This window comes from Carboxylicivirga fragile (genome assembly GCF_050589805.1).
Lineage (GTDB): Bacteria > Bacteroidota > Bacteroidia > Bacteroidales > Marinilabiliaceae > Carboxylicivirga > Carboxylicivirga fragile.
Map to the genome: position 1 here is coordinate 133,291 of NZ_JBNGOY010000002.1, position 20,378 is coordinate 153,668.

General features: G+C 37.8%; 18 protein-coding genes. 4 read left to right on the forward strand and 14 right to left on the reverse strand.

Features of this window, described 5'->3' with window-relative positions; genetic code table 11:
• The first annotated feature begins 15 nt into the window (after positions 1–15).
• Together ACRD7B_RS01565 and ACRD7B_RS01570 are read left to right on the forward strand one after the other, a co-directional pair.
• On the forward strand, positions 16–1,071 hold the full coding sequence (locus tag ACRD7B_RS01565; protein ID WP_430822691.1) for a PorV/PorQ family protein: 1,056 nt from the start codon (positions 16–18) through the stop codon (positions 1,069–1,071).
• 331 nt (positions 1,072–1,402) lie between these two features.
• Positions 1,403–1,948, forward strand: coding sequence for a hypothetical protein (locus tag ACRD7B_RS01570; protein WP_430822692.1), 546 nt, complete (start codon positions 1,403–1,405; stop codon positions 1,946–1,948).
• 122 nt (positions 1,949–2,070) lie between these two features.
• On the opposite strand, the gene ACRD7B_RS01575 is transcribed toward ACRD7B_RS01570, so the two are convergent.
• Genes ACRD7B_RS01575 through ACRD7B_RS01590 form a run of 4 tightly spaced genes read right to left on the reverse strand, consistent with a single transcriptional unit; the run spans position 2,071 to position 5,602 of the window.
• Positions 2,071–3,477: a CotH kinase family protein gene (locus ACRD7B_RS01575; protein ID WP_430822693.1), complete on the reverse strand. Its 1,407-nt coding sequence runs from the start codon at positions 3,475–3,477 to the stop codon at positions 2,071–2,073.
• 4 nt (positions 3,478–3,481) lie between these two features.
• The gene (locus ACRD7B_RS01580) at positions 3,482–4,132 is read right to left on the reverse strand and encodes a DUF2490 domain-containing protein (RefSeq protein ID WP_430822694.1); all 651 of its coding nucleotides are present in this window, start codon (positions 4,130–4,132) and stop codon (positions 3,482–3,484) included.
• A gap of 7 nt (positions 4,133–4,139) precedes the next feature.
• Positions 4,140–4,844 (reverse strand): DUF4956 domain-containing protein, encoded by a 705-nt coding sequence (locus tag ACRD7B_RS01585; protein WP_430822695.1) that lies wholly within the window; start codon positions 4,842–4,844, stop codon positions 4,140–4,142.
• 5 nt (positions 4,845–4,849) lie between these two features.
• Entirely contained in the window at positions 4,850–5,602 is a 753-nt protein-coding gene (locus ACRD7B_RS01590; RefSeq protein ID WP_430822696.1) for a polyphosphate polymerase domain-containing protein, read from the reverse strand.
• A 386-nt stretch (positions 5,603–5,988) separates the two neighbouring features.
• Between ACRD7B_RS01590 and ACRD7B_RS01595 the strand changes: the two genes are divergently transcribed.
• A complete protein-coding gene (locus ACRD7B_RS01595) occupies positions 5,989–8,124 on the forward strand; it encodes a glycoside hydrolase family 97 protein (RefSeq protein WP_430822697.1) in 2,136 nt (711 codons plus the stop codon).
• Positions 8,125–8,213: 89 nt separating this feature from the next.
• Here the strand turns inward: ACRD7B_RS01595 and ACRD7B_RS01600 are convergent, their stop codons facing one another.
• The 7 genes from ACRD7B_RS01600 to ACRD7B_RS01630 form a co-directional block, all read right to left on the reverse strand.
• The gene (locus tag ACRD7B_RS01600; RefSeq protein WP_430822698.1) at positions 8,214–9,848 is read right to left on the reverse strand and encodes an ABC-F family ATP-binding cassette domain-containing protein; all 1,635 of its coding nucleotides are present in this window, start codon (positions 9,846–9,848) and stop codon (positions 8,214–8,216) included.
• 275 nt (positions 9,849–10,123) lie between these two features.
• Positions 10,124–10,912, reverse strand: a complete 789-nt coding sequence (locus tag ACRD7B_RS01605; protein WP_430822699.1) for an HAEPLYID family protein — start codon at positions 10,910–10,912, stop codon at positions 10,124–10,126.
• Positions 10,913–10,993: 81 nt separating this feature from the next.
• Positions 10,994–11,737 carry an ion transporter gene (locus ACRD7B_RS01610; protein ID WP_430822700.1) on the reverse strand — a complete coding sequence of 248 codons (744 nt, stop codon included), beginning with the start codon at positions 11,735–11,737 and terminating at the stop codon, positions 10,994–10,996.
• 24 nt (positions 11,738–11,761) lie between these two features.
• On the reverse strand, positions 11,762–12,514 hold the full coding sequence (locus tag ACRD7B_RS01615; protein ID WP_430822701.1) for a L,D-transpeptidase family protein: 753 nt from the start codon (positions 12,512–12,514) through the stop codon (positions 11,762–11,764).
• Positions 12,504–13,964, reverse strand: coding sequence for a TlpA family protein disulfide reductase (locus tag ACRD7B_RS01620; RefSeq protein ID WP_430822702.1), 1,461 nt, complete (start codon positions 13,962–13,964; stop codon positions 12,504–12,506). The genes ACRD7B_RS01615 and ACRD7B_RS01620 overlap by 11 nt, the downstream gene beginning before the upstream one ends.
• A gap of 1 nt (position 13,965) precedes the next feature.
• Positions 13,966–14,439: a pantetheine-phosphate adenylyltransferase gene (coaD, locus tag ACRD7B_RS01625; protein WP_430822703.1), complete on the reverse strand. Its 474-nt coding sequence runs from the start codon at positions 14,437–14,439 to the stop codon at positions 13,966–13,968.
• A gap of 136 nt (positions 14,440–14,575) precedes the next feature.
• Entirely contained in the window at positions 14,576–16,798 is a 2,223-nt protein-coding gene (locus ACRD7B_RS01630) for an amino acid permease (RefSeq protein WP_430822704.1), read from the reverse strand.
• 149 nt (positions 16,799–16,947) lie between these two features.
• Between ACRD7B_RS01630 and ACRD7B_RS01635 the strand changes: the two genes are divergently transcribed.
• Positions 16,948–18,162 (forward strand): uracil-xanthine permease family protein, encoded by a 1,215-nt coding sequence (locus ACRD7B_RS01635; protein ID WP_430822705.1) that lies wholly within the window; start codon positions 16,948–16,950, stop codon positions 18,160–18,162.
• A gap of 76 nt (positions 18,163–18,238) precedes the next feature.
• On the opposite strand, the gene ACRD7B_RS01640 is transcribed toward ACRD7B_RS01635, so the two are convergent.
• Genes ACRD7B_RS01640 through coxB form a run of 3 tightly spaced genes read right to left on the reverse strand, consistent with a single transcriptional unit; the run spans position 18,239 to position 20,376 of the window.
• Positions 18,239–18,550 (reverse strand): cation transporter, encoded by a 312-nt coding sequence (locus tag ACRD7B_RS01640; RefSeq protein ID WP_430822706.1) that lies wholly within the window; start codon positions 18,548–18,550, stop codon positions 18,239–18,241.
• An 18-nt stretch (positions 18,551–18,568) separates the two neighbouring features.
• On the reverse strand, positions 18,569–19,432 hold the full coding sequence (locus tag ACRD7B_RS01645; RefSeq protein WP_430822707.1) for a protoheme IX farnesyltransferase: 864 nt from the start codon (positions 19,430–19,432) through the stop codon (positions 18,569–18,571).
• Positions 19,432–20,376, reverse strand: coding sequence for a cytochrome c oxidase subunit II (gene coxB, locus ACRD7B_RS01650; RefSeq protein WP_430822708.1), 945 nt, complete (start codon positions 20,374–20,376; stop codon positions 19,432–19,434). The genes ACRD7B_RS01645 and coxB overlap by 1 nt, the downstream gene beginning before the upstream one ends.
• Positions 20,377–20,378: the final 2 nt, after the last annotated feature.

A 20,378-nucleotide genomic window follows, 5' to 3' on the forward strand; every position in this document is an offset into this window, starting at 1 on the left:
ATAACAACTCTAACGATGAAGAAACTTTTAATTCTATTTATGGTATTACTTAATACCACTTTATTTGCACAAGATACAAGCAATCCAGTTACAACAACTGCCTTACCATTCTTAAACATTAATACCAATTCAAGAATGAGTGCAATGGGTGATATTTCTGTTGTATCCTCATCCTTTTATAAAGATGCTGGCCTGTTTCATAATCCTGCTCTTTTGGCTAAAAAAGGCAGATACGCAGGCGCTAGCTTCACAAATGTGCCTTGGTTAGAAAATATGAGCGATGACATAGCACTTACTAACTTTAACGCTTATTACTCAATCAATGCTAAAAACACCATTGGCTATAGCTACAAACAATTAGATATGGGTAAGATATTTATGGAGGATGAACAAGGGCAAATTCTTTTTTCAGCTGAACCAAGAGACTTTTACCATCAATTTAGCTATGCGCATACTGTAAACGAGCACTTTTCTTTTGGCGCTGGGATAAAATATATTAAGAGCGATTTAGACAACATGGCTACTTACATGAATTTCAAAAACGTTAATACTTTCGCTATTAACATAGGGGCCGAGTATGACAGATCATATTCTATTTCAAATAACTCAAAACTGAACGCTCATGTTGGTATGGCCTTTTCAAACATAGGGCCTAAGATTAAATATTCAGATGAGCCAGAAATGGAAAAAACGTCAATCCCCAGCTTATTCGGAATTGGTATTCTTTTGAATCCCGATTTTTATTTATCTGAGAAACTTAGGCTAAACGCAGATCTGGCTTATCAGGCAGATAAGACCTTAGTATCTAGTGAATCAAAAGAACTAATTCATAAACTTGGTTCAGAACTCAGACTAAATTACGAAGACATCTTATATGTTGCATTGCGATTAGGAACCTTAATGGAACCCGAATCAAGAGGCAGTGGTTTTAACACATCAGGGTTCGGCATTGGGGTCTATGGTTTTGTTATTGACTACAAGAAAATTAAGTCAGATTCGAATAGCATAGATGGTACTACAGCTTTTACCTTTGCTTACCGCACAAATTTGGAGAAGTTATTTAGATTTTAAGTAAAAATAAACAGCTGAAGCCATAACATTAAAAGAAAAATACAAAGGCCTTAATATTACACAATCAATTATTTAGCATAAATTGATAATGATAACACAAATACAATTATTTTAGAACAAATCAATTGAACCCATGAGATAGTTTGAAATTAATAATTCTAGTTCCTGGATCAAAAATAAGTTTTAGCAAAAAAGCGTACGAGGCACAATGCTCTAGTGGTATTGAAAAAAAATGACTCAACACCCCTTAATAAATATTAAAAGCGGCACATTTTTTGCTTGTAATAATTAAAATTAATATAACCTACTGGCGTAATAAAACCAATTAATTATGAAGTCTTTTACTCTAAACCTTCTTGTATTTGCATCAATCTTCACTCTAACAAATTGTGAGAAAAATGAAGAATCTCCACAATCTCAAATCCTTTATCAAGAATTTGAAATTGATGTTTCAAATTTCAATAATGAAATCTTAACCTACGACATTAATGGGGACAAGGTGGATGACATTCAGCTAACCAAAGAATTTGATATGAACGAATTGGATCTTGAGTGCCTAATATCAATAACCCCATCGACTGATAATATAAAATTAGCTTACATTAAAACTTCACCGGAAATCGACTTTATATATTTCAATGACATAATTGATAAATCGGATATTTTTGAGTGGCAGAATCAAATGGAAACTAAATGGATTTTAAAAAACTACACAGATGGTGATGAGTTTTATTCATCAGAAGTTTATTTTGGATTAAAAATAGAACAAAACAAGCAAATTTATTACGGTTGGTTTCAATTAAGCCATTGTGTAATAAAAAATATGGGATTCTGTTTAATCCCAGATAAATCAATTAAAGCAGGTCAAAAAAAATAGTAACTCTGAACATACTAAATGTTGACCATTTAGTTTTTTTTTAGTTTGTATCACCATTTCTCAGAAAAAACAGCCACTGCCCATCACAGGCATGTGGCTGTTCCTAACCTAACCCAATCCTATTAATTTAAATATGCATCAACAGCATTATTGCGCTGCTGTGCGTGTGTTTTAAGTTCATTTATTGCATTATCAAAACTAGTACTCGACTGCAAGAAAGTATACCCAGGCTGCTCCTCATAAGCATAGTCCTTTATTAAGTTATAATGCGCTTCGTAAAGTGCATTTAATTGTTCAGGCACAAACACTTCGTCTACAAACTGACGTATATAAGCCTGATAAATCGCCTCATATTCGTCGTCGGCGATTAAGTATGAGATAAGTGGCCACGAACTACCCACATCATTCAAATCTAAACTTAATGCTCCGCCTTGTTTTCCTTCTTGTAAGGCCTCGTTATTATCCCATGGAATCCATGTTAACAACCCAGTTTCCGGCATGTTGTAGAGGTAATAATTATGTGTCATCCGCCCATAAGTATCCCAATTTTGAATAACCGTATTGGCAGCCAACCATTTCAAGAAACCATCCACATCTAACACAGCTGATAAATCAGATTTCCATTGTGTAGCATTACTTGTTCTTACACTGCTATTCAATACCTCGCAAAGTGCTTTAACATCCGAATAATCACCCTCATCTTCATTGCTCTTCTTCTCCATCTCAGAGTCATTATAGCTTCCCTGTTCAAAGCTGGCTGCTGTTCCATCGGGCTTATATAGATTCCCCGAATCATCACCAACTTGAGTTTCAATAACCGTATCGTCCATTTCTTCCACCAATGCATATACGCCATAATATTGCGACCCACTACCATGATTTACATACACAGCACAAAAAGTGGTTTGAGATGATATTAAGCCAAAATCGCGAAACAAATCAGCCACTACTTTTTCGCGCATAAGCGAAGCATCGTCGTAGTTGTTATTTAAATTCAACTGCTTAAAACCATAAAAACGTTGGTTCTTTATTTGTGGATAATCATCTTCAAACTCATCAAAATCTAATTTAAACGATAACTTATTATTACCCGACTGATAAGCGCTCTTCAAGCTGGAATTACCTTTAAAACGAACACCTACCTTATACCATTGTTTATCACCAAAATAAAAATCACAAGGCACCCAGATAGGGTCAAAGTCGACATCGCCTGGCGCACTGCCACCTGGCCCTCCTCCGTTTCCAGGACCACCCCCGGTTGAACCGAGGTTAGTTGCCAAATCGCTTTGCATTAATGACCAGTTTTCAGCGTTAATGGAGATATCGAAACGCAAAACTTCATCCTGATTAAAAACGACTTGATAATCAAGGTCTGCATCTTTACTGTGTGTTGCATCTGTCCAATCGGATAATTCGCCTAATTCTTCGAATACTATTTCGTCTGTTAGGTCGTTAACAACATCCTCATCACGACAAGCTATAAATGCCAGACTGAATATCATCAAGCTTAAAACAATTTTTTCTTTCATAATTCTAAAATTTTATTTTATATCCCAAGCTAACAATGTGCTTGTTACGTAACGATTCCATGTAATAATCCAATTTATAACTCACTCCTAGGTAATTTTTCTTAAAGAGTTTGTAATCCATGCCCAAGGAATAACGCATTTTGTACAAGTCACCACCGTCAAGCTGTTGAAATGCCTCAATTCCAACGTAGGGCGTTAACTTGCATTTGGCAATATCGTAATCAACAGATGCCTTGTATCGCATCATCTCACTACCGTCTTCATAATCATCATCCGCAAAATCGGTATAACGCAGGCGAAAGGCTGTCTCGAATCGACCAAAGTCCTTTTTAAGTTTAGCGGTCAAGGCATATCGATGTAGATATTCTGTTGGTTTGTTATCTTTAGGATCACCAATAAAACGATATGTTGCTCCCAACAAAAGAAACTTATATGGTTTATAAACCAACTCACTCTCAATATTATATTTCTTTATTGAGAAGTTTTCATCAAAACGTATCTCAGGGCTCACCTTCAACTTCAGGTTCTTCACCAACTTAATATTGGCTTGAACCGAAGTACGAGTCTCTAAATCGTTCTCTACACTTTGAGCCCTTAAACCTCCTGATAGGAATATTAAGCCAAGAATCAAACCTGTTTTTATATTTACCTTCATGCCAAATCTATTTAAATTTACCCTGTTCATCATTCCCGTTGGCATTGTAATAGAGTGTAAACTCAGCCACATCTCTCAAAAAATCAATTTTCTCAACCTCATAGCGATTGATGTTGATGCCCGTACGATTTTTTAAGTCATTCAATAGCTCATCGTGCTTGAGCGAATGGATATTCTCAATCTTTTCATAAATCAATTTTACCGATAGTTCCTGCTTTAACATCAAGCGTTTTTCAAGAATCCATAGACCAAAAAGGATAGCCATATTGGTAAAGAGTAACTCTGCATAACTCACTTTTTTGCTTGCTAAAGCGTTAACAACAGCAACACCGATGATAATAAAGAGATATGTCATTTCTTTAATTGGGATGGCATCGGTTCGATACCTGATGATTCCAAAAATGGCGAATAGACCTAAGGCAAATCCTAATTCTAACTTTACATTATTCAACAAAAAACACATAAGAAATACCATTACACCTATGGCCAAATAACTGAAATAATAATCCTTGCGCTTACTATGTTTGGCATACATAAAGTGAACAATGGAAAATATCAGTCCTGTACTGAGAATAAAGCGGACAAGTAATTCCGAAAAATCACCCACATTTATTAATTTTATCCCAAGAAACCTTAACTGATCCTCCCAACTTGCAACTTCTTCAATGGGCACATCGCTCGCCACTACAGTATTCAAAATATCTAATATCATTCGTCTTAGTTTTTAATTAACTCGTTCGACCGCATTACTTTCTCAATGCGACGTATCTTATTTTTGAAGGCATTTCGTTTTAAGTAGGTATCAAGCACCGATCGGCCTACACAATATTTACTGAAACCAGAAGACTTGATGCGCTGATTACGAAGAATCAAAGCCAATGGAGAGATGCCTGAGTTAGCCTCAGCTTTTATTTCTACAATCACCAGATCATCAAAACGCATTTCCTTTATTCCGTTTTTAAAGCGAATATTTAAATCGATGGTACAACGTTCCTTAAATCCCTTATGAACCATCGTCAGGCGAGTGAACTGGTTTAAAAGTGATGCTTTTAATTCTTCCACTTCAAAAGGCGTTTGTTCAGTTAAGAATTGATTTTCAGCCTCAGTAAAGTCTGAAGATTCAGGCTCTGCAGTAATTCGTGTCTTAATGGTTCTTCCGATATTACTCTTGAATTTAACCTCTAAAAAGCTGATACCAGAATTAACATAGGTGCGCCTGCGAATTTTAAATCGATTCAACTTACCCTTGTGATGATCAACAAACATTTTATCCGAACCTGTATCGTAATAAGTCGTTTTATAGGGCAATTGACTTTCTCCATCAATATTTAAAATGTAATAATCATGCTTGATGGATTCCAATAGATCTGGCAACTGGCTTCGATGGAACCAATATTTGCGATCAGTTCTATTCATCAACTTCACCTTATCCATTTCTTTTAATTGTATGGTCTCAAAGTCTAGTTTCATAAGCATTACCTCAATCATTTCAGAAGTAAAACTAAGGCTGAAGCACGATCTTAGAAAAAAGAATCTACGGACTCGGTGATTTTATCAACGAAATGAATGTTGATGACTTAAACCTGAAAACGATTTCATTAAGATAATCCCACCTTCGTACTTAAAATGGAATAAAACAGAAAGCAATTAAATTCGTTTAATTGGCGTAATTAGCGGATTAGATTTATGGCAATCGTTTAACTTTGAGTTTATTTGATTTTAGCAGTAAGCTTTAGTAATTTAGGTAGCTCGCCCTTTCAAATTGGTCATTTGTCCTTTTAAAAAGGATAAAAACAACTTAATAAGTAGTTTAGAGCCATAAAAAGGAATCAATCAAAAAACTAAAATATAAGCTCATGAAGAAATTTGTATTTATTTTCTTAGCTGCGATGATCGGAACAATGACATATGCCGAAGAACTAAATTCGCCTGACAACAACTTTAGCCTTAAAGCAGAAGTTAAAGACGGGAAAGCGGTTTATCAACTTTCCTACAAAGGAAAAACCATTATCAAACCCAGCACATTAGGACTTGAATTAGTAGATGCTGAAGACTTAATGGATGGTTTTACTTTGGTAAATACCCAACGCGATAGTTTTGATGAAACTTGGCAACCGGTGTGGGGCGAGTATAAGGAAATACGTAACAACTATAACGAATTGGCGCTTACACTTGAGCAGAAAGACACGGAGAGAAAGGTACTCATCCGTTTTCGCTTGTTCAACGATGGACTTGGTTTTCGCTATGAGTTTCCTGAGCAAGAGAAACTGACATATTTTGTGATTAAGGAAGAACACAGCCAGTTTGCTATGGCAGGCGATCATACTGCATTTTGGATTCCTGGTGATTTTGACACACAGGAGTACGATTATACCAAATCAAAGCTTTCGGAAATTAGGGCTAAGATGGAAGGTGCTATTACGCCCAATGCGTCACAAAGGCAATTTTCTGAAACAGGTGTGCAAACCGCTCTTATGATGAAAAGTGACGATGGCCTATATATCAACTTACACGAGGCAGCCTTGATCGATTATTCGTGTATGCACCTTGAGTTAGATGACAAAAACTTGGTATTTGAATCATTCCTTACACCTGATGCACAAGGTAACAAAGGGTATATCCAGGCACCTTTTAACACACCATGGCGTACGGTCATTGCGAGTGATAATGCTGCTAACATATTAACATCAACTTTAACGCTTAATTTGAACGAGCCTTGTAAATACGAAGATACCTCATGGATTACACCTGTTAAATACATTGGTGTTTGGTGGGAAATGATAACAGGTAAAAGCTCGTGGGCATATACCGATTTACCTAGTGTAAAACTGGGAGAAACGGATTATTCTAAAACAGTTCCCAATGGCAAACATGCGGCCAACACAGCCTATGTGAAGCGTCACATCGACTTTGCTTCTGAACATGGTTTAGATGCTGTATTGGTTGAAGGTTGGAACGAAGGCTGGGAAGATTGGTTTGGAAAATCGAAGGATTATGTTTTCGATTTTGTGACGCCTTATCCTGATTTCGATGTAGAAGAATTACGTGATTATGCCAAGAGCAAAGGGGTTCGTTTGATGATGCACCACGAAACATCTGGTTCGGTTCGTAACTACGAGCGCCATTTAGATCAAGCTTACCAGTTTATGGCTGATAACAATTACAACTCGGTAAAGAGCGGTTATGTAGGTGACATTATTCCACGTGGCGAAACACATTATGGCCAATGGATGGTGAACCATTATCTATACGCAGTAACTAAAGCTGCCGAATACAAAATTATGGTGAATGCTCACGAGGCCGTTCGTCCAACAGGTTTGTGTCGTACTTATCCTAATCTGATTGGCAACGAAAGTGCACGTGGTACCGAGTACGAATCATTTGGTGGAAATGCGCCAAACCATACCACTATACTGCCATTTACACGCCTCATTGGTGGCCCAATGGATTACACACCTGGTATTTTCGAAACGGATATTAGTCAGTACAATCCAGACAATACATCATATGTAAGAAGTACACTGGCTCGTCAATTGGCATTGTATGTTACCATGTACAGTCCTTTACAGATGGCTGCGGACATACCAGATACTTACGAACAATACATGGATGCTTTCCAATTTATAAAAGATGTACCAGCCGATTGGGACGACACCAAAGTATTGGAAGCCGAACCTGGCGATTACATTACCTATGCGCGTAAAGAAAAAGGAAGTAACGATTGGTATGTAGGCTCAACTAATGGTGATACCAGCCGAAACTCCAATCTCAAATTTGATTTCCTGACGGCAGGAGAAAAGTATATCGCCACCATATATGCTGATGCCAAGGATGCCCATTACAAGGATAATCCAAAGGCATATGTTATAAAAAAATATGTGGTTAGCAGCAAAAGTAAATTAAGTCAATATTGTGCTGCTGGTGGCGGTTATGCCATTAGTATCACGCAAGTGCAAGATAAGTCCGAAACCAAGGGATTGAAGAAATTATAGATTCAAGGAATATATTCTACAAGAAAGCCGCATCTCTTAAAGGGTGCGGCTTTTATTTTATCAAGTTCGCCATATATAGCAACTTTAAGCTATTTCGCTTCTAACTCATTCAAATGCTGCATCTTTTTCATGTGCAAGAAACTTTGAATGCCACCTAGGTGAGCTTTAACTCTTTTATTGCCGAATTCATATACTTTATCAACCAGACCATCCAGAAAGTCACGATCATGCGATACCAGAATCAAAGTACCATCATAGGCTTTGAGCGCAGCTTTTAATATATCCTTGGTTTTCATATCAAGGTGATTGGTTGGCTCATCCAGAATCAACAAGTTAACCGGTTCGAGCAAAAGTTTTATCATGGCTAAACGGGTGCGTTCACCACCCGAAAGCACTTTCACCTTTTTGGTAGAGTTATCGCCTCCAAACATAAATGCGCCCAACATATCCTTTACCTTGGTACGAATATCTCCTTTTGCCACATCATCGATAGTTTGAAATACGGTTAAATCTTCATCAAGTAATGAAGCCTGGTTCTGTGCAAAATAACCAATCATGGTATTGTGCCCTAACTGCAAATCTCCTTTATAGTCAATCTCATCCATAATGGCTTTCACCAAGGTGGATTTACCCTCACCATTCTTACCAACAAAAGCTACTTTTTCGCCCCGTTCAAGCGTTAGTGAAGCCTCAGAAAAAACCAAGTGATCATCGTAGGACTTTTCAACTTCCGATAGAATCAAAGGATAACTACCCGAACGCGGAGCTGGTGGAAACTTTAATCGTAAAGCCGATGTATCTTCCTCATCCACCTCAACTATTTGCAGCTTCTCAAGCATCTTCACACGCGATTGCACTTGCAGCGTTTTTGAGTAGGTACCTTTAAAGCGCTCAATAAAAGCTTGATTATCGGCAATCATCTTCTGTTGTTCTTCAAAGGCCTTTTGCTGATGTACACGACGTTCTAATCGTAACTCTAAATATTTTGAATAATTGACTTTATAATCGTAGATACGTCCCATGGTTACTTCGATGGTACGCGTGGTGATGTTATCAACAAATGCCCTATCGTGCGAAATAACAATAACTGCCTTACCACAGTTAATCAGAAACTCTTCCAACCATTGTATCGATTCGATATCAAGGTGATTAGTTGGCTCATCCAGTAATATCAAATCTGGATTTTGAAGTAATATCTTAGCCAGCTCAATTCGCATACGCCAACCTCCACTAAAGGTGTTGGTTGCTTGAGTAAAATCGCTTCGTAAAAAACCTAGACCCAGCAAAACTTTCTCAACCTCGGCATCAAAATTGGTTTCTTCAATGGAATAAAACTTCTCACTTAAGGTCGAAACATCTTCGATCAATTTATAATATTCTTCGGACTCATAATCAGTCCGCGACTCTAGTTGTGTATTTAAGTCTGCTATTTCCTTCTCCATGGCATGAATGTGCGCAAATGCCTGAGAAGCTTCCTCAAATACGGTGCGCGTATCTTCAGTCATCAGATGCTGTGGCAAATAGGCCACCACCTTATCCTTTGGCACAGAAACATTGCCTTTATTGGCTTCGCGTGCTCCTGCCAATATTTTAAGCAAGGTTGATTTACCCGCACCATTCTTCCCCATCAGAGCAATTCTATCCTTTTCGTTTATAACAAACGAAATGTTTTTAAATAGTGTGCTTGCTCCAAACTCTACCGTTAATCCGTCAACTGAAATCATCTGAATATTTATTTTGCGGCGCAAAGATAAAAGAATCAATCAATAGATTAAGACTTTAACACGTTTGATTCAGGGAAATTGCTATTAAACAATAAAATAAAAAAGACCACGAATTTCACTAATTATCACAAATTGTTCCGCTTTGCGGAACTAAAAATCTGTTTAATCATAGAATTGAAAATCAGCGAAGCTAAATCTGTGGTTAAAAATAGAATGTATTATTTATTAATGTTTTTAAAGGCGATACCCCTGAAAGACAATTCAAGGTAAAATACCTAATGTTCAGGTTCCCAAATAAGTCGGAGAAAAGTACTAAAGCGATCCGAATCGCGATTAATAGGAATGCCAGTAACAATACCTAACATTAAACCTTCGAATATGCCAAGTCGCATTTGCGGACGTATCACCATGTTAAATCCATCAGATTCAAAAAACTTATTGAACTCTACACCTACAAAATTATCAGTTTCGGGTATGGTGTAATGTATACTAGTATGCATATCGAATTGACTGTGCCAGTCACCTGACTTAAAATGCTGTTCAAAAACTGGTCCCGTGTAAATAAGTGTATGCCAATTTTGCCACCATCGTTTTGCAATAATAAAAATAGGATTATAAACATTACCTGTAAAAAGGGGATTGCCAAAATTTTCAAACTCGCCCACTTCTAACTCATTGATATAAGCCAAGGCCATCGACATGCGTTTGGCACCCGACACATAAAACGACCATTGCAAACCCATTTTCAAACTTTCGATGCGGTTACTTGGAACTGAATCAGAAGGCACCCCATTCATGGGAGAGTAAAACAAAAAAGGCAACTCAAACTCAATGCCCAGGCGATTGATGGGTGCAAATTCATATTCAACCAAAGCTTCGTACTCATCAAAATCTAATTTGTCACTTAAGCCAAACCCAACATTCCATTCCTTTTCGCCTTGGTGCGCCCCCAAGTCTCTGATTAAATCGATATACAATGGTTCTGCATGATCCACCTTAATAGTGTCCTGAGCATTCAAGCTAACAAAGCTTGCCAATAGAAATGAAAGACAGATAATTTTCATGGAATGAGTATTTCCTTATTATTCAATCTTAACAACAATCAATTAGATACTTAGGTTTAATTTCAAATAAGTGAAGAATAGCTATTCTTCAGCATCAACTAATCCTTGCTCCTTTAACTCTTTATTCTGTATTTCTCTTGCTTTTGACAAAGCAGATGCAACCAATCCGGCAGGAACAGTTACCACTCCAACACCAATTATCAAGACAAAAAAAGTGAATATTTTTCCACCCATGGTTATTGGATAAACATCTCCATATCCCACTGTAGTAAGTGTTACAATTGACCACCAAAAGCTATGAAATACTGAACTAAATAATTCAGGCTGTGCCTTATTTTCAAAATAATAAATACCTGAAGCCGTCAAAAACAATAATATTGCAGTGGTAATAAAAAAAAGAACCAATTCTTCCTTAATAATCTTAAAGGCAATATGAAAACGATTCAATGCTCGACTGTACCTAATGAGCTTTAATGCCCTAAAAACTCTGAATACGCGAAATGCTCTTAACATTCTTAGATCCAATGCAAACCGGAGGTAGAATGGAATAATAGCCAACAAGTCGACAATGCCATAAAAACTAAAGACATAGCTTAATGGTTTATCTGCCACAATTAGACGCAGCAAATATTCAAGAGAAAAAATAACTACACATAGAATTTCAATAACCGAAAGTATGCCTCTTAAGTTATTCGATATGTTTGGCAAGGTTTCAATGGCAAATGATAAAAGAGAAATTAAAATAAGTACTTGAATGAAGTAATCAAATACTCGACCATAGGTTGTTGTATTATCCTCAATTATTGTCTTTAATTTAAATTTCATACTTCTCTCATTTAAATCATACTGCTAATCACCAATATGATGCCTCCCATTTCTCAGAAATGATACATTTGGCGGTAGCTTGGTTTTATCAAAAATATCAAATCCCTTTTTCAGATCCTTCCATAAATTAAGGCAATCAACAGAAGAGCTGTTCTCATTAATCAAGGCCTGATAATTCTTATCTGTTAATTTAGTTGGAAAAATACTTACTGGAATGGTCGTTTGTCCATGATTGCGCGCTTCAATGCAAAACACATATAGTTCCTTTATTTGATCATCGGTAATGGGTAAACAACCAATGGTAACGCAAGCACCATGTATGAAAATGTCGCCCCCTAACTTTCCTTTCGTTCCCAATATCTTATCTGATGCATTGGGATAATTAATACCAAGTGACAGGTAAAAATTACTGGCTGGATTAAATCGATCAATGTGGTAATAACCTTCCGGTATTTGTAAATCGCCTTGTTGTCGTTTAGGTCCAAGCTCTCCGCAAGTGGCACAAACCTTATATGTTTTAAGCAAGGAAAATTTCGTAGAATTGACATCTTTTGCCCATAACTCTATCTCTTTCTCCTGCTTAAAGGCTCTTAGGTAAATGTTGAATGAAGATTTCTCAAGGCCGGCGTCAGACAATAATAGAAGTACTGAACTTTCTTTCTCGGCATATGCTGTTCTTACACGACTATACCTTAACTGGTCTTTTTTAAAGGATTGAGCTTGTATTTCACTCAGCAACATTAGCAGCGTAAGACTTATAACAAATCTAAAAATCATAAATAGACTTCTCCTTTGGCTTATCCTTCCGAAGTTTCTCATAATTGTATTGACGAACAGCTTCCATGAATATTGGGCCAAAACTTTCGCCTGGTGCAGGCGCAGGTGTTAATTGCAACTTCCCATCCGGATCGATAACATAGTACACCGGTAATGCTCTTATCCCATAATCCAAGGCAACTTTTGGCTGACGACCATAGTGAAGAAAATCCCATCGGTACTTATTTTCTTTGATCATTTTCTTTGCATTAGTTGGATCCTCATCCAAAATAATGGTCACCAAAGTAACATCACGTTTCATGCGTTTCGAAATCACATTTAACAACTGTAAATCCTGTTTGCACGCATGGTTTTCGGTGTGCATAAAGTTTAAGTAAACAAACTTGCCGTCGTACGAGTCGAGGGAGCGTTCTTTCCCATCTAAGCGATAAAGTGTAAAACCTGGAGCTTTAGACCCAGCACGTAACCAGTTAACTTTACGATGTAACTGACCTGCCAAATCTTTTACCTTTTTATTACAAGCAGTTGATTCTGCCTGTTTAAACAGATTGATGATTTGTTGTTGGTTATAACGACCAGAATAAAATGCATCATACAAACTCTTCAGCAGTACTATTTCAGTCATTTCCTGATTCCGAAATAAATCATCGCTCGACATCACCACCGACAAACTATCGAAGGTTGCAACCTTAACAAATGCATCCTTTAAATCTTTACCTTGCTTGGACGATAAATAACTACTGAAAAAACTTTTAAAAATAGTATTAAAAGCCACTTTAAAAGATGGCATATTTAAATCCACAGTATCGGCATCAAACACCTCCTTAATTAGCGTCCTTTTCTGTCGTTTATAGGCCAAAGACTTCAACTCGCCGTAGGCATATTTTTTATACTGTGCGAAATAACTATTCTCAACTGCCGGATATAAACTATCCAGCTCATTGACAATGGTCTTAACTTTATTTTTATCACCACGAGAAAAAATCTGAACAGCATCGGCACTGTATAGGTCATCCAGTTGCCTATCAAATTTTATAATGGTTGAATTTAGGGTTTGAGCCTTTTCATTAGTTATCCCAATCACCACATCTTCGGGAACAAAGTAAGGATTGAAACGTTCGGCATCACTCCTAGGTTTATAAGGCGGCAGCACAAACTGGTAATGCATGCCTGGCTCCAGATAAATATTACCTCTGAACTTACCTAAATCGACACTAACATTGGTGATTACTGATAATTCAACACTTTGCTCAAAGTGTCCCTTCTCATCTACCTGAACGGTAAATAAGTCTCCCTTCTCCATGGAAATGGGATTAACAAGTGCCTGAAAAACAAGATTCAAACCAGCATATTCCGGAGCTTCTCCCTCTATAGTCGTTACACTTTGTGCCGAAACTTGCTGCAATAGCAAAAATCCGAGCAACAAAAACACAATGCTCCTCACGCTCACCTTATAAGTATTTTTGGATGTTGATTTTTATCGCCTCCGGCAAAAATTGCCCGGCGTCGCCACCATGTTTCACAATATCACGAACAATACCACTATTAACTGGCGTATGCTCTGGCGTAGTTAATAAGAATACGGAATCGATACCACTCATGGCTTTATTAACCTGTGCGATGGCTCTTTCGTACTCAAAATCGGCTGCGGTACGTATGCCACGTAGGATGTGTGTACATTTTATCTCACGTGCAAATTCAACGGTTAAGCCTTCGTATTTTTCCACCACAACACGATCATCATCAACAAATACATCACGTATCCATTGCATACGATCTTCCAATGGAAAGAAATCTTTTTTATTGGAGTTATAACCAACTGCTATTACAATCTTCTCAAAAAGGCTTAAACCACGTCGTACCACATCTTCATGCCCTACGGTAAATGGATCAAACGAACCTGGAAATATTGCAGTTCTTATCATGTTTTAATTTTTAAGCTTAAACCTTTGAATCATACAAAAGTTGAAAAAATACAGCACCCCTGCAAATAAAGCAAACACATTAACATATCTATTTCAACATGTTTTCACATTCACATTAAGTATTATTCTTTAAACGCTATTCGATGTCTTTCTTAATGAAGGTATTTACAAATAATACATTGCCCATATCGCCATAATCGATTAACACATCTTTATCCTCCTTCACTTGGCTAGGCGTGAAACCAACAATGGTTAAATCAGCATCAGAACTGTGTTTGGTAATAACCGAGCGTGCTGTTCGTCCTTCGCTTACGGGCAAAAAGCTAACATTACCCTGCGATATTGGCAGACGTCCACCTTGGATGAGCTCCATTAAGCGTTGCCGTTGTTTCTCGATTTGATTCTCAGGGAATATGGCAAATATTTTAATCACCGCATTTTGCCATTCGGGATGACCAGAAACAATGTAGGCCAACAATATCATTAGATTGGCATTTCGAAAGTCACTGGCACTAATCCAAACATGAATCTCGCGTTTATAACCAAATCCCTTATACGAAGAGTTCAATACGCAGACATCAAAACCCGTTGCTTCGAACAAAGGATAATTGTCCATTGCGTCGGTTAATGATTCAGGATTGGTGCGCGAAAACTCAAATAAAATAAGGTTATTGCCCTTACCACTTATGCCAGATAATTGTATCACTTGCGCAATGGCAGATGTATACGATGGACTTATGATTGTATCAATGTATAGGCGACTTTTACTTCCTTCTGATTGATTGATTAATCGTGATAATACTTGCTTCGATTCCCGATGGCTTTCCTTGGTCAGGAACCCTTTCAGGAAATGAATATAGGTTCCAAAACCATGATTGTAGCATATCCATCGCAACATATCAAAAGCTGCTTGCCGCTTAAATGAATCTTCGGAAACACATATGGCAAATGGGCGCCAGTGACTGGCTTTATCATCCTTATTAGCACGTTGAACAAATATCTGAATCTGGCGACTTATCTGAAAAACAACGCCTTTAAAAAGCTTTTCCAAACCTTGTCGCTCAGGTCGTGCAATGGTTATAAAATGATAAGTCACAGCCATTATCAGGCCTGAAATCAAAGCATAACCCCAATTCATTTTAAACATCAGCCAAAACGACAGAACAGCTCCAATCAAAGAAAAATACCATCGGTTATATTTAAAGGTAGGACGATATGAAGGGTCGGAAGCAAAATGCTCTAAAAATGAAATCAGACAGATGGCACCATAGGTTGCCATGAAGAACATGGAAATGATTTGAGCCACAAAATTGATATCGCCAATGACGATAAAGAAAAAGGCAATGGCAATAGTTACGATACTTCCATTAATAGGCTCGTTATCGCCTTTTCGGCCTTTCGACAACCACGAATTTAATCCACCTGAGGGCAGAATCGCATCGTAACCAATGGCTTGTAATACACGTGGTGCCACCAACAAGGAACCAATGGCTGATGACAAACATGCTGCTGCTAAACCTATTGGTATGATAGGTCCCCAAACAGCAATTTTTGACATGATTAATTGATCGTTTGCCATTGCTTCAGGTGAAGCCGATGCTGCTAACTTAAAAGCAATGGCGATGTATATAATCATACCCACAACAGTTGCCAATATAGTTCCTCGCGGAATAGATTTTTTAGGATCCTTTAAATCACCAGACAAACCAAGTCCAGCTGCCATACCCGTAAATGCCGGAAAAATGATGGTGAACACAAAGAAGAAACTATCACTATTCGCCACCTTTGCAGTAAATGATAATTCAGAGTGATCGTCCACTGGTTTTCCCATAAATAAAAAAGCGATGGATAATAGCAATAAAGCAACAACTCCATACAAGGCTTTCATTCCAATATTAGCCCCTCTAAAAACGACTATCAAGGATAAAATGGTCATTAAAACCAGAATAACCACTTTCTTAAATATTGCAGGATTTACACTGGCTGGCAAATATTGCATCAAGGGATCAAAGGCTTCGCCAAAGGCAATAATATAAAAGGCTACACTGACGGCTTGCGATAAATACAAGGCTAATCCAATGGCTCCACCAATGTTTAATCCGAATGACCGGGATATAATGTAGTAAGCCCCTCCACCTTGTACTCGCTGATTTGTTGCAATTTCTGCCACGGCTAAGGCTGTAGGTATAGTTACAATATGCCCGATTACAATAATAGCCAATACACCGCCCAGTCCAACATTAGCAATGGCATATCCAAAGCGTAGAAATAATATAGCCCCTAGTATGGTTGATATGGCCGTCATAAAAACAGCCAAAGTGCCAAAACCAGCCTTAGGATTTGATATTGAATTTTGCATGCATCTATCGTTTATAACAAACCTAATATTTTTCTTTGCCAAAGCCAAACTCAAAACACAGTCAGATATTAGTACTTCTACTTAAGCACTGTTAATCACAGATATTATTATCTTTAAGACCGAATTTTTATTAACACTTAATCGCCGTTATGAATAAGAAATCGGAAAAAATGCATTTATCCAAGCAGGTAATAATTGGGATACAATTTTTGTTTGTTGCTTTCGGAGCGACTGTGCTAGTGCCATTACTCGTTGGCATTAGCCCTTCCATCGCCCTATTTTCTGCCGGAGTAGGCACACTTATCTTTCATTTAATAACCAAAGGTAAAGTACCTGTTTTTCTAGGAAGTAGTTTTGCCTTTATTGCTCCAATAATTGAAGCTACAAAGATGTTCGGCTTAGCAGGAACATTATCAGGACTTATTGCTGTCGGCCTTGTGTACATGCTTATGTCAGGTTTAATTAAAGCCTGGGGACTTGGTTTTATTGAACGTATTTTCCCTTCGGTAGTTGTAGGCCCGGTAATAATGGTAATAGGTTTGTCTCTTGCATCGGTAGGTGTGGACATGGCCAAAACTGATTGGTTGATTGCTATTGTTTCGCTACTCACAGCAATAGTAGTGGTTATTTACACCAAGGGAATGATTAAACTGATTCCGATATTCCTGGGCATTGTTGCTGGTTATGTACTAGCACTATTCATGGGCAAAGTGGATTTTACGCCCATTAAAGATGCTGCATGGTTTGCCTTACCACCATTCACAATGCCTGAGTGGAGCTGGAAAGCCATTATTTATATGATACCTGTTGCCGTTGCTCCATTGATTGAACATGTTGGTGATATGTATGCAATCGGTGCCGTAGCTGAGAAGAACTTTGTGAAGAAACCAGGTTTACATCGAACCATGCTAGGCGATGGTGTGGCTACATCTTTTGCTGCTTTAATCGGAAGTGTTCCGAACACAACCTATTCGGAAGTAACCGGAGCTATTTCATTAACCAAAATTACCGACCCTAAAGTTCTGCGTATATCTGCCATTACAGCCATTGCCTTCTCATTAATCGGAAAAGTAAGTGGTTTCCTTGAATCTATACCTAGTGCCGTGTTGGGCGGTATAATGCTACTATTATTTGGAATGATAGCAAGTGTGGGAATCAGAACACTTGTGGATTCGAAAGCCAAACTTAATGCAACACGTAATCAAGTTATTGTGTCCTTAATTTTAACCATTGGTATTGGTGGTGCTGTTTTTAATGTTGGCACGTTTTCTTTGGGTGGCATTGGTTTAGCGTCATTGGTTGGAGTAATTTTGAATTTGATATTACCTGACAGCTCAAAACCTGTTAAGATGAAGAAAAACTAGAAAAAAAGCTAATAGCTATCAGCTATCAGCTATCAGCTATCAGCTGATGGCTATTGGCTTTTTAATATTTTACAGTTTATTTTACCGCGTAGCCAAACTTCTTAACTGTTTCAGCCAATTTAGTTTTAGACACCATAGCGGTATCTACCTGAATTTTGGTTAAGCCGGTTGTATGATCAGCCTCAACTGAAGCAACCCCCTCCAATTTTGTCAGGCCAACTTCAACTGTATTTTCACAGCCTTCGCAAGTCATACCTTCCACATTTAAAACAACTTCTACGGCATTGACAACAACCGCCTCTTTCACCTCAGAACTACTGTCAGCCTTTTTTGATTGGCACGATACAGCCACAGTTGCTAACACAAAAAGTAAGTTTAGGATTCGCATTTTGTTTATTTTAGTTTGTTAAAATTGATCAGCATAAATCAATATCATTACCCAAAGGTAAAAGGAATTAAAGTACACAAACATCTTTCGCAGATGTATTGCCTGACCATCTTTATGTACTTGCAAGGTTATACGAACCGACCATGCCATCATTACAATTGTTGAAATAGCTATTAGCCAAACGACAGGTTTATTGTTTATAACATGAAATACAGGCAAGAACAAGGCCGAAATAAATGTGGCTAAAAACCACACCAAGTTTATTCGATTTATTTGCTCCTTTGATAATACATCGGTAATCACAGGGAAACCTGCTTTTCGATATTGATCTCCATATTTCAATACCAATAGCCAGAAATGAGGCATCTGTCCAAGAAAAAAGAACAAGGCCAAAAAATGAATTCGAGGATCAAGGATAGATCCACCTGCAGCCATCCATCCTGCTATGGGTGGAATCGCACCTACTACTGCTCCAGGAAATACAGAGAAAGCACTCCAACGTTTCATTGGGGTATAAATAACGTTATACCAGAAAACGCCCATCCATCCCCAAAAAACAGCTTGCCATCCAAAGGGCAATAAAGCGAGTGTACCAACAGCTAAAAAGGCAATAATAACCAATAGAGCTATCTTTACATCAATTAATCCACTGGGGAGCGGACGATCAGATGTTCGTTTCATTAAGGCATCCAATTTTCGCTCCTGCAACTGATTTAAAGCCGAAGCTCCAGCCGATAAGAAAAAGATGCCTACTGCCACCAATAAACCTTCTAGCGATAAACTCTGATCAAATAAAACATATCCAGTGTATGCCGTTAAAGCAACAGGTAAAGAAATTGAAAATTTTCCAAACGTTCTGATATGCTTAAAAACGGCTTTCACTATTCGGATAAAGATTTAAAGTACTCAATTAAATGTTGTAATTCCTCTTCAGTCACTTGATCCTTATAGGATAACATTAATCCCTGATCATAACCTTTAACAACATCGGCATTAGGCTCGTAAATCGAACGACGTATATATGCTTCATCGCCAAACACCTCACGCTCTTTTCCATCAGTAATTACTGTACGAGTGCTTCCCAATACACCTTTATAGGAAGGCCCAACCAATTTGCTTCCATCAATGGTATGACAAGCATTACAGCCATATTTACGCAACACACTAACACCAGCAAGCCGCTTATTTGTTCCTTTATTTGCTTCTTCAATGGATTTATTTTCTTCCATCCATTTATCAAACTTAGCTCCTTCAATCACCTTAACGCCCGACATCATATAGGAATGACGCAAACCACAGTATTCGGCACAAAATATTTCGTAGGTACCAATCCGTTCTGATTCAAACCAAATATTTGATTTCTTACCAGGCACCATGTCTTGCTTCACTCTAAAAGCGGGGATATACATACTATGAATCACATCCTGGGCCACCAAATCGAGTTTTACAGCTCTGCCTTTAGGAACGATTAAAGTATCAGTAACCAATCCATTTTCGTACTCAAAGGCAAAACTCCACATTCGAGCAATTGCTTTAACAGGCATGGCATCATCAGGTATTTCGGTCTGTGATTTCCAGCCTGACCAACCATAGGAGAACATAACTAGTACCAAAATGGTAGGGACAACCGTCCATATAATCTCCAACTTGGTACTTCCTTCAATATGCGTTGCCTTTGGATTTTTCGATTGCCTGTAGCGAATGATGTAATAAATTAGTACCGCAGTAATGGCGAAAAGAAAAAACAAGGCTACGCCAAAAATGAATAAGAAGGCCGAATCGACCTCCGACACAAATGTTGACGCATTCTGAGCTTTATCTATCATAG